This window comes from Sporosarcina sp. FSL W7-1349 (assembly GCF_038003045.1).
In the GTDB taxonomy this organism is placed as follows: Bacteria; Bacillota; Bacilli; order Bacillales_A; family Planococcaceae; genus Sporosarcina.
In genome coordinates this window covers 267,414-279,682 of the sequence record NZ_JBBOOK010000002.1, presented here as the reverse complement: position 1 = coordinate 279,682, position 12,269 = coordinate 267,414, and the positions used below count along the sequence as shown (strand labels likewise).

Annotated in this window: 10 protein-coding genes; 6 read left to right on the top strand and 4 right to left on the bottom strand. The window is 44.5% G+C overall.

Going from position 1 to position 12,269, the window contains the following annotated elements; genetic code table 11:
- Positions 1–143 precede the first annotated feature (143 nt).
- Positions 144–2,078 carry an ABC transporter ATP-binding protein gene (locus MKY41_RS15245; RefSeq protein WP_340746469.1) on the bottom strand — a complete coding sequence of 645 codons (1,935 nt, stop codon included), beginning with the start codon at positions 2,076–2,078 and terminating at the stop codon, positions 144–146.
- Between the two features lie 123 nt (positions 2,079–2,201).
- Here MKY41_RS15245 and MKY41_RS15240 point away from each other — a divergent pair, with 123 nt between their 5' ends.
- The 3 genes from MKY41_RS15240 to tatC all read left to right on the top strand — a co-directional run bounded on the left by MKY41_RS15240 (position 2,202) and on the right by tatC (position 3,944).
- Complete coding sequence (locus tag MKY41_RS15240; RefSeq protein WP_340745928.1) at positions 2,202–2,852, top strand: redox-sensing transcriptional repressor Rex; 651 nt, start codon at positions 2,202–2,204, stop codon at positions 2,850–2,852.
- A 67-nt stretch (positions 2,853–2,919) separates the two neighbouring features.
- Complete coding sequence (gene tatA / locus MKY41_RS15235; protein ID WP_041071608.1) at positions 2,920–3,102, top strand: twin-arginine translocase TatA/TatE family subunit; 183 nt, start codon at positions 2,920–2,922, stop codon at positions 3,100–3,102.
- A gap of 17 nt (positions 3,103–3,119) precedes the next feature.
- Positions 3,120–3,944: a twin-arginine translocase subunit TatC gene (gene tatC, locus MKY41_RS15230; protein ID WP_340745927.1), complete on the top strand. Its 825-nt coding sequence runs from the start codon at positions 3,120–3,122 to the stop codon at positions 3,942–3,944.
- A gap of 124 nt (positions 3,945–4,068) precedes the next feature.
- On the opposite strand, the gene MKY41_RS15225 is transcribed toward tatC, so the two are convergent.
- Positions 4,069–5,253: an NAD(P)-dependent alcohol dehydrogenase gene (locus MKY41_RS15225; RefSeq protein ID WP_340745926.1), complete on the bottom strand. Its 1,185-nt coding sequence runs from the start codon at positions 5,251–5,253 to the stop codon at positions 4,069–4,071.
- A 362-nt stretch (positions 5,254–5,615) separates the two neighbouring features.
- A complete protein-coding gene (locus tag MKY41_RS15220) occupies positions 5,616–7,448 on the bottom strand; it encodes a sigma-54-dependent Fis family transcriptional regulator (protein ID WP_340745925.1) in 1,833 nt (610 codons plus the stop codon).
- 320 nt (positions 7,449–7,768) lie between these two features.
- On the opposite strand from MKY41_RS15220, the gene MKY41_RS15215 reads away from it, so the two are divergent.
- Complete coding sequence (locus MKY41_RS15215) at positions 7,769–9,271, top strand: aldehyde dehydrogenase family protein (protein WP_340745924.1); 1,503 nt, start codon at positions 7,769–7,771, stop codon at positions 9,269–9,271.
- A gap of 66 nt (positions 9,272–9,337) precedes the next feature.
- Here MKY41_RS15215 and MKY41_RS15210 read toward each other — a convergent pair whose 3' ends face one another.
- Positions 9,338–10,075: a CPBP family intramembrane glutamic endopeptidase gene (locus tag MKY41_RS15210; RefSeq protein ID WP_340745923.1), complete on the bottom strand. Its 738-nt coding sequence runs from the start codon at positions 10,073–10,075 to the stop codon at positions 9,338–9,340.
- Positions 10,076–10,270: 195 nt separating this feature from the next.
- Here MKY41_RS15210 and groES point away from each other — a divergent pair, with 195 nt between their 5' ends.
- Together groES and groL are read left to right on the top strand one after the other, a co-directional pair.
- The gene (gene groES, locus MKY41_RS15205; protein ID WP_041071599.1) at positions 10,271–10,555 is read left to right on the top strand and encodes a co-chaperone GroES; all 285 of its coding nucleotides are present in this window, start codon (positions 10,271–10,273) and stop codon (positions 10,553–10,555) included.
- Positions 10,556–10,618: 63 nt separating this feature from the next.
- Positions 10,619–12,247 carry a chaperonin GroEL gene (groL, locus tag MKY41_RS15200; protein ID WP_041071597.1) on the top strand — a complete coding sequence of 543 codons (1,629 nt, stop codon included), beginning with the start codon at positions 10,619–10,621 and terminating at the stop codon, positions 12,245–12,247.
- Positions 12,248–12,269 lie beyond the last annotated feature (22 nt).

Genomic DNA, 12,269 nt, shown 5'->3' with positions numbered 1-12,269 from the left:
CTTAAGAAGTTTTTGTGGGTAATGTGGAAAACTATGCTCGATTGCTGAATTCATCAATTTTCTATTGTGGACAAATTTGTGGAGAAAGAACGACGTGTTTCGACAAGACTCTACAAAAAAGCTCCCGTACATGGGAGCTCCGATCACTTCATATAGGTTTCCAATTCTTCCTGCGCAAGGAGCCACTCCTCCGATTTCTCGTCATGGTCCGCTTGCAGCCCGTCGATTTGGGCTTGCAGGTCCATCAATTTGACATGGTCATTTGCATAATCGGGTGTGGACAGTTCTTCTTGCAACCCGGCGATTTGCAGATCTAGCGCAGCGAGGGAAGTCTCCAGCTCATCAATGCGTCTCGTCAATCTTCTCGCATGTCGTTTCCACTCTTTTTGATCGGCTCTTTCCGCTTCAGGTGGCAAGTCGGAACGTTTTGGTAAAGGCTGCAATTCAGCTTGTAACTCTTCCTGCTCCGTCTTTTTCTCTAAATAATAATCATAGTCGCCAAGGTATTCTATGGAGCCTGAATCACTGATTTCCATCACTTTCGTGGCAATGCGGTTAATGAAATACCGGTCATGTGAAACGAAAATAATGGTTCCTGGGAAATCGTCCAGTGCATTCTCCAATATTTCCTTGCTATCGAGATCCAAATGGTTCGTCGGCTCATCCAGCACGAGCGTATTGGAGCGCAACAGCATCAGTTTTGCAAGCGATAATCGGGCTTTTTCCCCACCTGATAACGTAGTGACCGACTTTTCCACATCTTCCCCGGAGAATAAAAAACGCCCTAACACGCTGCGCACGTCTTTTTCATTCATCATTGGCCATTCATCCCATAATTCCTGCAGGACGGTGCCCGAGCCGACCAAAGTCGCCTGTTCCTGATCGTAGTACCCGAACTGCACATTCGTGCCATAACGGATTTCTCCGGAAAGCGGATCCTGCTTTTTAACGATTGTTTTCAACAATGTCGATTTACCAACGCCATTCGGACCGATGATCGCAATCCGATCTTGTTTATATACACGCATGTCGATTCCTGTAGAGACAGGGACATGATCATACCCGATGGCCACTTTCTCAAGGCCCAACACGTCATTGCCGCTCGGGCGGTCGATGGAGAATGTGAAGCTCGCCGACTTTTCATCGCCTTCCGGGGAATCCATCCATTCCGTGCGCTCCAATTGCTTCCGCCGGCTTTTCGCCATCTTGGAGGTCGAAGCCCGCGCGATATTCCGTTGAATGAAGTCCTCCAACTTTGCTCTTTCGCTCATCTCTTTCTCATAGAGCTTCTGGTCGCGCTCAAAGTTTTTCGCTTTTTCATCAATATAAGCACTGTAATTGCCCGTGTACTTCGTCACTTTCTTCCTCGATACTTCATAGACAATGGTGACGATTTGGTCAAGGAAATATCGGTCATGCGAAACGATGAGGATAGCACCTTCATAGGAGACGAGGTATTTTTCCAGCCAGGCGAGCGTTTCAATGTCCAAATGGTTCGTCGGCTCATCCAGAATGAGCAAATCGGGTTTGCTCAATAGCATTTTCGCGAGCGCCAGCCGGGTTTTTTGGCCTCCGGACAATAAGTTCACCTGTTTGTCGAAATCATCCGGAAAGAAGCGCATGCCATGCAAGACGGAACGGATATCCGACTCAAACTGATAGCCCCCGGAATCCTTGAACTCGATTTGCAGGGCATCATATTCTTTCATAACCCGCTCATATTCGGCCGGCTTTTCATAAATGTCTGGATGGGCCATCTGCACCTCAAGCGAACGGAGCCGTTGTTCCATCACTTGGAGGGATTGGAAGACGGTCATCATCTCTTCCCACACAGTCAACGGGGAGTCCAAGCCGCTATGCTGCTCCAAATACCCGATTTGGACATCTTTTGGGATGATCAAGTCACCCGAATCCGGAGTCATTTCCCCTGCAATCAATTTTAGAAGGGTGGACTTACCTGCGCCATTCCGTCCGACCAACGCAACCCGATCACGATGTTGCACTTCCAGTTTTACATTTTGCAATATATCAGTTCCGGAGAACGATTTTGATAATCCGTTTACTTGTAACACAATCATAATTCGCACCTCGATTCCTCTTCAGTTTAATGGAATGGCGCAAACCGTGCAATGGTCGGCTTTACATCATTCCGTATCTACTGTACGATAGAATAGGCTCATAGAACTTGCAGGAGGTTTACTATGTCGGAGGAAACGCCAAAAATTCCACAGGCAACGTCCAAACGATTGCCCCTCTATTATAGATTTTTGCAAAACTTTGCAAACGCAGGAAAGAAACGAGTTTCATCCAGCGAATTAAGCGAAGCAATGAAAATCGACGCCGCCACGATCCGAAGAGATTTTTCTCATTTCGGGGCGTTGGGCCGAAAAGGATATGGGTATGATGTTCAATACTTAGTCGATTTTTTTCGCCAGACGTTGGATCAGGATGAAGAGACGGACGTCGCTTTAATCGGTGTCGGAAGTCTGGGAAGCGCTTTTTTAAAATATAATTTCCAAAAGAACCATAATACTCGGATTGTCATCGCATTTGACCCAAAAGCTCCGTTGGAAGGGAAATTGAGCAGCGGGATTCCCGTTTATCATCCGGATAAAATAGAAGAGAAGATTTTAGAACTCGGAGTCGAGGTCGTCATTTTGACCGTGCCTTCCCGGGCCGCCCAGGAAATCACAGACCGGCTTGTGGCAATCGGCTTGAAAGGAATCCTGAATTTCACCCCGGTGCGACTGGCTGTGCCTGAAGGGATTCGTGTCCTGACAATCGATTTGTCGGTGGAATTGCAAACGCTTATTTATTTCATAAAAAATGACGTAAAAGATTCACAAATATGAACGGCCGCCAATAGAAATTTCGACATGTTTCGTGTAGAATGGATGTATTATGAAGGAGGTGCCCGGAATGCCAGGTCCAATGAGTTTAATCATCATTGCTATCATTGCATTACTCGTATTCGGTCCGAAGAAGTTGCCTGAAATCGGAAAGGCGTTCGGTTCTTCGTTGCGGGAGTTCAAAAACGCGACAAAAGGCCTCGTTGAAGATGATGAAGTAAAAAAAGTCGAAGACAAGAAAGAAGTTAAGTAAGTTAGGATGTTTGTCCGATGAAAGAAAAAAACTTAACGATCATTGAACATATAGATGAAATTAGAAAACGGCTGATGGTAATCGTCGTTTTCTTTCTTATTGCGGTGGCGGGCAGTTTTTTCATCGCCAAACCCCTCATCCACTTTTTGCAATATGATGGCGCGGCCGAAAATATAACACTCAACGCGTTTAAAGTGTTAGACCCTCTTATGATCTACGTGAAAGTGGTCGTGATTATCGCATTTGTTCTCATTTCACCGGTTGTCATGTATCAGCTATGGGCCTTTGTCTCTCCAGGTTTGCATGAAAAGGAAAGGCGGGCGACACTAAGTTATATCCCGTATTCATTCCTTCTTTTCTTAGGCGGGGTTGCCTTTTCATATTTGATATTACTTCCATATGTGTTGAAATTTACGATGAATATATCGAATGAGCTCGATATCGTGCAAACGATAGGGATCAATGAATATTTCTCGTTCCTGTTCCAATTGGTCCTCCCATTCGGATTGATCTTCCAATTGCCGGTCGCACTGCTGTTTCTGACAAGGCTCGGCATCCTGAACCCGCAATTGCTTGTGAAAATCCGGAAGTACGCCTACTTCACGTTGTTCGTCATTGCGGCATTTATTACGCCGCCTGACCTGTTATCCCATTTATTCGTCACAGTACCGTTGTTCATTCTATATGAAATCAGTATTTTCATTTCCCGATTCGGGTACCGAAAATATTTGAAAGCGGAAGAAGAAAGGCAACAAGAAGAGGAAGAGGCGGAGCGGCAGCGGTTATTTGCTGAGGCGAAAGCAGAACAGCAGCGGCAGATTGAGGAATTCAATGCAAAATGATTAATAAAAAAGCTGTTCCGTGTTTAGGCACATTGCCATACAGAAAAACGGCAGCTTGTACATAAATAAAGTTACCCCCTGATAATTGTATCAGGGGGTATTAATTTATCTCTTTATTTGTTGATTAACTTTCCATTACTGGTTCATCTTTACGATAATCCTCATCGATAATTAGAATCGGTTTAATCGTTTTTCCACTATTGGAGTCTTCGCTTGCCTCATTAATCTCGTCGAACTTATAAAATTTCACTAACTTATCAAACGGGAATTTACCTTCTTTGTGGTATTGAATAAGTTTTGGAATCGCGAGCTGTGGAACAGCATCGCCCATTAAAACACCTACTACTTTACGATTGTTCAGTGTTAATTCTGTAAATGGATTGAATTCAAGTGAATTAGGCGTAACGGCTAAAGGAACTGTACTTCCGCCAATCGTGAGAATATCAAGAGATGATTTCATGACGGACGATATACCCGTTGTATCGATTGAGTAATTGACCCCTATGCCGCCAGTAATTTCAGCTATTCTTTCTTCAAGATTCTCGACTCTGCTATTTATCGTATGGGTTGCTCCAAGTTCCTTGGCCCTTTCCAGACGTGAATCATGAATATCAATAGCAATAATTGGTGAACATCCTTCGATTTTTGCTGTCATAAGTGCACCAAGGCCTACAGCTCCTGTGCCAAATATCGCAATCGAGGAATTGGTTTCTGGTTTCAAGCCATTAACGATTGTGCCAAATCCAGTTAATAAGCCGCACCCTAACGGTCCCACTAATCGCAAATCAGTTTCCGAATCAACTTTAATCAAATTATTTGCATAAGTAATGGTATACGTTGAAAAAGAACTTTGATTAAAAAAGTTGGATACTGGTGTGCCATCTGCCTTAGTAAATATATAAGTGCCATCTGAACGCGGGCTGCCAAAATTTATGGGTGTCCAATCCTTACAAGATGAAGGATGTCCCGTACGGCAACTAGGACATGTGCCGCAATAGTCATAAGCCATTACGACTTGATCCCCCACGGCGAGATCTTTAACTGCACTCCCAACCTTTTCAATAATGCCTGCCCCTTCATGTCCAAAAACGGCAGGCATCGGATATTCAGCATCTCCAATACGCAATGCTTCATCTGAGTGACATATACCAGTTGCAACCACTTTTACAAGCACTTCATCAGCACGGAGTTCACTTAGTGTTAACTCCTCCATTTCATATTTCTCATTAACTCCATTAACTACAGCTGCTTTAACTTTCATACTATTTTTCACCTTAGCATCTTTAACTGCTGCTGTATTAGTTTGCATAATAAAGTCCTCCATATTTCAATTTTTTGTGTACATGTCAGAATCAGCTTGCGCTTGGTTTTCACGTACTATTTTTTGTGTATGGTGAGAGTTACGTCTTTGGGACCTAGAGTCGGATCACGTACATTTCCGGCTCCAAGTGGTTTCGTTTGTTCTACCATTTGTGCCGCTCTCATTGTAAAACCTCCTTTAATTTTAAATCCATTGATTCACTATTTTATACTGCAAGATTTATGCCAACACGAAAACGCTTGCAAATCGTGTTTTTCTTATATTGAAGTTGTTTCATTATGGAATGGGAATGGACAATAACGGAACATAAGAGTGAGGATTCTTGTTTGATATAATTGTGAATCTCACCTTTAAATCGGGTATTTAAGTTTTTTCAGCTTTCGATAGAGGGTGGTTCGTCCTATTCCGAGAAGACGTGCTGATTGAGAAATATTACCGTCCGTTTTTTGCATTGCTTTTAAGATGGCTTCGTTTTCCAGTTCTTCTAAAGCGGATTCTGCAGATTGATCCATTTGTGTAAAATGGGTGCGGATGTACGTTGGGAAACAATGAAAGTTAATAATGCTATTTTGCGATAAAAAGGCCGCCTCTCTTAAAGCACTGACGAGCTGGCGAACATTTCCGGGCCATGTGTAGTTTTCAATTAATTGCTGAGCGCAGTTTGAGAGTATGAGCGTGCTCACGTTCAGCTCTGATTGAATGTCTTTCAATAAACGAAAAGCATATTGCAAACGGTCGGTACGTTCCCGCAACGGCGGCAGTTCGACATGGATTCCTTGCAAGCGGTAAAACAAATCTTCACGGAAGCTGCCATCTTGAACCTTTTTCCATAGTTCGGTGTGAGTTGCGGTAATGATCCGGACATCTATTTCTTTCGGTTTTGTGCCGCCGACTCGTGTTACTTGAAAGTCTTGCAGTACCCGCAATAGTGCAATTTGTATTTCCATTGGCAGCTCGGCGATTTCGTCCAGTAATAAAGTGCCGCCATTGGCTCGCTCAAAGACTCCCGCATGACCGGATTGCTTTGCTCCTGTGAAAGCGCCCGGTTCATATCCAAACAATTCACTTTCCATTAAACTTTTTGTAATCCCTCCGCAGTTCAATGCGACAAATGGCTGCTCTGCTCTTGGGCTTGCATTATGGACCGCCTGGCTGACCATTTCTTTCCCTGTACCGCTCTCGCCTGTAATCATAATCGTATAATCGGTGGCGGCTGCTCTTTTAGCAATTTGTAGTGCGGATTGGAATGCTTTGTCTTTTCCATAAAGATCCTGGAAAGAATAGCGGGATATTTTGGTTTTTCTAATTGGCTTTTTTTCAATCTTCGAAAATGAAGTAGACCTTGGACGTGTATCGATTAAAGTGGAAGCAAGGAAACGACTGTCTTCTTGGCTTGGTTTATGAAGATGAACTACTGACTCATTTACTGTTCCTTGTAACAGTTGCTCTGAATTCATTAACAGTTCACTGATGTGCATCTCTTGAGGGGAAAGTTTCTTGAGATTTAAGAGATGAAGGGCCTCACGGTTTGCTCCGATTAGATGACCGTGTTGGTTCAAAGAAAGCAATGCCTGCTTGTCCGCATTTTCTTTAGGAAGCAGTGAAATAACAATTTGCGGATCCGCCTGGCAAAGGAGCATGCGGTTTTCAATTTTTCTTGCAATCGCGTCTGTGAATTGAAGTAATGACGGCTGATATAGATCTGAATAACCGCTTACATTTAACACTGCAAGTAGATTACCGCTTGGATCAAAAATAGGAGAGCCAATGCAGTAAAGCATATGGTGGGGTTCTAAATAATGGTCTTTGCCTACAACTGCAAGTGTTTTTCTTTCGATGCTGACTGTTCCTGCAGAATTTGTGCCGCGTATTTCTTCTGACCAGCAAGCTCCATTTTGCACATGTATTTTTTCAGCATCTTTCAGGAACTTTGGATCTCCAATACTTTCAATAATAATGCCCGATGGATCTGAGACGGAGACAATGGCATGTGACGGTTTCAGGAAGTGTGCTAAATGTTCAAGAGTTGGATAAATATCCTGAAGAAAATATTCCTTTCTCTGTCTATGTTGTCTCAATTCATATTCTGGAAGGATTGCGTTCTTTGCATTTGCAAAATCTACACCGTACTTTTTGCTTCGCTCCTGAGACTTCTTTATTGCGTCAGCAGATGAACAGTTCATACCTTATCTCTCCAATCCACTATAAATCTATTAATATTGAATATACAAAAAACTCTATCAAATAATTAATAAGAATTCAAACGTTTCATTTTAGCGTACAAACTGTTCCGCTATGGAACATCATCCGAAGACAAAAGTGTGTTAAATGGGCAATTTCAATTGGCATGAAACTTGCAAATGAAATATCGACAGAAACTTTAAAATAATTCAGGGTGGGTGAGAACTTAGAAACCTTACTGAAAGAAAAGCTGGTGATTTGAGATCTTTTTACTTTTTTCATTGAGCCGTAACTATTTTGTGAAAAATGGAGGAGGAAAAATATGTCCAGTGTTCAAACAGTAGACGTGAGCCCAAAAGTAGCTAAGTTTTTGAGTGAAGGACCTAAAAAGCTGTTTATTGGCGGCGAGTTTATTGAATCAGCATCGGGAGAAACTTTGGATTCAGTGAATCCTTCCACCGGAGAAGTACTCGTTTCTGTTTACGCGGCAGATAAAGAAGACGTGGATCGGGCTGTGGAAGCGGCGGAAAAGGCATTTCTAGGAGACTGGAAAAAAATCACCCCAAGTGAGCGGGGACGTTTAATTTGGAAACTGGCTGACTTGATGGAAGAGAATTTAGAAGAACTGGCACAATTGGAATCTCTGGACGGCGGCAAGCTGATCAGCCATGCGAGAGCCGTCGATGTTCCGTTGGCGATTGACCATTTCCGCTACTATGCAGGCTGGGCGACAAAAGTAATGGGCCAGACAATTCAAAGTTCTACCGGTCAAAATATGTTGACATACACAAGGAGAGAGCCAATCGGGGTGGTCGGACAAATCATCCCTTGGAACTTTCCGCTCCTGATGGCTGCCTGGAAACTTGGTGCCGCGTTAGCAACTGGAAATGTTGTGATTTTAAAGAGTGCGGAACAAACACCATTATCGGCTCTTTATCTCGGACAGTTAGTGCAGGAAGCCGGTTTTCCTCCGGGCGTTGTGAACTTGATAACGGGGTATGGGAAAACAGCGGGGGAAGCGATTGTCCAGAACCCGCGCATCCGAAAAGTCGCATTTACCGGATCAACAGCAGTCGGAAAGCGCATCATGCAGCAAGCATCCGGCAACTTGAAACGTGTATCGCTTGAATTAGGTGGTAAATCCCCGAACATTATTTTCCCGGATGCTGATTTTTCAAAAGCAATTCCCGGCGCATTAATGGGAATTTTCTTCAATCAGGGTCAAGTGTGTACTGCGGGTTCCCGTCTTTTTGTGCATAAAAAAGTGTATGACAATGTAATGGCGGACTTAACTAGCTACGCATCCAACATGAAACAGGGACCGGGTATGGATGAAACGAGTGAAATTGGCCCGCTTGTCTCTAGCCAGCAGTTTGAACGAGTCAAGAGCTACTTACAGAAGGGCCATGAAGAGGGAGCGAAATCACTGACGGGAGGTCAGCCGCTCGATCGATCTGGTTTTTTCATTCCGCCGACAGTTTTCTCGGGAGTGGATGATAATATGACGATTGCTCGGGAAGAAATATTCGGTCCTGTCATCGCAGCTATGCCGTTTGATGATGAGGAGCAGGTTGCCGATGTCATTCGCCGGGCGAATGATACGGAATATGGACTAGCAGCCGGAGTTTGGACAACAGATGTCCGAAAAGCACACCGGGTTGCGCACGAACTAGAAGCGGGAACTGTTTGGGTGAATTGCTACAACGTGTTGGATGCGTCCATTCCGTTCGGCGGATACAAGCAGTCAGGCTACGGCCGTGAAATGGGATCTGAAGCGCTTGATTTATACACACAAGTAAAAGCTGTTTGGGTTGATTTGAATTAATTTCACTGATTTCAAAAAGAAAACTGCCGCAGATGGCCGGATAGACCGGTCATTCTGCGGCAGTTTTTAATGTAGCCCGAATAGGATGATGGCTTGTTTCATATCTTGTAATTGTTGAATCTTGTCGATGTTCAGCTGGACAACCGCGACGAAGCCGTTCATGAGGAAATGGGCGATCATCGGAGCCAGCAGTCGTTTGGTCCGGTAGTACAGATAGGAAAAGACAAGCCCAGGCATAAGATACATAAGCAAGTGTTCCAACTCATTATGGACCACAGCGAAGATCAAGCCGCTCACGATGGCGGCAATCCAGAAATTCGTTTTTTGGAAGATGCCTCCGAAGATGACACGCCGGAAGACAATTTCTTCTAAAAACGGCGCAAATAACACCATTGGGATGAGCATGATGGGAGAGAGTCGTGCAATCTCCGAAAGAACAGCGGTGTTTTCAGATCCCACTTCCACCCCCATGGCTGTTTCAATCGTTGCGGCAAGCATTTGCCCGCCCATAGCGAGGAAAAAGCCTAGAAATCCCCATAGAATTGTGTTTCCAATCGAGGCTTTTTTGCCAGTGAAGATTTTAAGATACTTCTTATTCGGCATGATGAATAAAAGGAAAAGAGCCGAGGCTATTAAATTGACGGTAAACAGAGACCAGGCGACCCCGTTAAAGACTGCTTCCTGCTCGGACATGCCGGGGCGGCTTTGAAAATAGCCAATTAATAATTTTCCTAAGTAGATACTGCCAATTTGCATGGCTATATAAGTCAATACTAAGTAAATCGAGACTTTCCAGTTTTTCAATCCATCCACCCTTTCCTTGGTGCATACAAGCGCACTTTTTTCCGCTGTCGTCAATTTTATCGGTTTCCCGAGAGATAAGCAAAGAGGAAATGTTTTCGCTTGCATTTTATTTTGAACTTCATTATGATAATAATTGTGTTAGCACTCCATTGTGATGAGTGCTAAAAAGGAAAATATTTGAGGAGGTTGTTTCACTTGTTGAAACCATTAGGTGACCGTATCGTAATCGAACTGATCGAAGCAGAAGAAAAAACGTCAAGCGGTATCGTACTTCCGGATTCCGCAAAAGAAAAACCGCAAGAGGGGAAAGTCATTGCGACAGGCACCGGTCGTGTGCTGGAGAACGGCCAACGTGTTGAGCTGGAAGTGAAAGAAGGCGACCAGATCCTCTTTTCCAAATATGCAGGAACAGAAGTGAAGTACGAAGGCAACGACTACCTCATCCTGCGTGAAAGCGATATCCTTGCAATTATCGGATAATTGAAAATGAAAAATGTATGACCTATCAAATGAATAGATGAAAATTCAGGAGGGACTTACAAAATGGCGAAAGAAATCAAGTTTAATGAAGACGCACGCAGCGCAATGCTACGTGGTGTAGATACATTAGCGGACGCTGTCAAAGTAACGCTTGGACCAAAAGGGCGCAACGTCGTTCTAGAGAAAAAATTCGGTTCTCCACTTATTACTAATGATGGTGTAACGATCGCGAAAGAAATCGAGCTAGAAGACGCGTTTGAAAACATGGGAGCGAAACTCGTTGCAGAAGTCGCTTCTAAAACAAACGAAATCGCAGGGGATGGAACGACAACTGCGACAGTTCTTGCACAAGCGATGATCCGCGAAGGGTTGAAAAACGTAACAGCTGGCGCAAACCCAGTTGGCATCCGCAAAGGGATTGAGCAAGCAGTTCTAAAAGCAGTCGAAGAACTAAAAGGCATCTCCGATGAAATCGAAAGCAAACAAGAAATCGCACAAGTTGCAGCGATCTCCTCCGGCGACGAAGAAGTCGGCGAATTGATCGCTGAAGCGATGGAGCGCGTAGGCAACGACGGCGTCATCACAATTGAAGAATCCAAAGGGTTCACGACTGAACTGGACGTAGTAGAAGGAATGCAGTTCGACCGTGGGTATGCTTCGGCATACATGGCAACGGATACAGATAAAATGGAAGCGGTATTGGACAATCCGTATATCTTGATCACTGACAAGAAGATTACGAACATCCAAGAAATCCTTCCGGTTCTAGAGCAAGTCGTACAACAAGGTAAACCATTGTTGATGATTGCGGAAGATGTTGAAGGGGAAGCACTTGCAACACTAGTTGTGAACAAACTTCGCGGAACATTCAACGCAGTTGCTGTCAAAGCACCAGGCTTCGGAGATCGCCGTAAAGCGATGCTAGAAGACATTGCTGTATTGACAGGCGGACAAGTTATTACAGAAGATCTTGGCCTTGACTTGAAATCTACTGATATTTCACAGCTTGGTCATGCAGCGAAAGTTGTTGTCACAAAAGACAACACAACGATCGTCGAAGGCAGCGGAGATTCTGACCAAATCGCAGGCCGTGTGAATCAAATCCGCACACAATTGGAAGAAACTACTTCCGAATTCGATAAAGAAAAACTTCAAGAGCGCCTAGCGAAATTGGCAGGCGGCGTAGCAGTCATCAAAGTTGGAGCAGCTACGGAAACTGAATTGAAAGAGCGCAAACTTCGCATCGAAGACGCATTGAACTCCACACGGGCAGCAGTGGAAGAAGGAATCGTCTCCGGTGGAGGAACAGCACTCGTCAACGTTTACAGCAAAGTGGAAACATTGCTAGAGTCCACTGAAGGCGACGTAGCAACAGGCGTACGCATCGTCCTACGTGCTCTTGAAGAGCCAGTTCGTCAAATTGCCAACAACGCAGGCCTCGAAGGTTCCATCGTTGTGGATCGCCTCAAACGCGAAGAAGTCGGCATCGGCTTCAACGCAGCAGACGGACAATGGGTTAATATGATGCAAGCAGGTATCGTGGACCCAACAAAAGTAACGCGTTCCGCACTTCAAAACGCAGCGTCCGTCGCAGCAATGCTTCTCACAACGGAAGCAGTCGTCGCAGACCTGCCTGAGAAAAACGCAGCGCCTATGATGCCGGATATGGGTGGCATGGGTGGAATGATGTAAGGAAAACTCTAAATCCCCGATA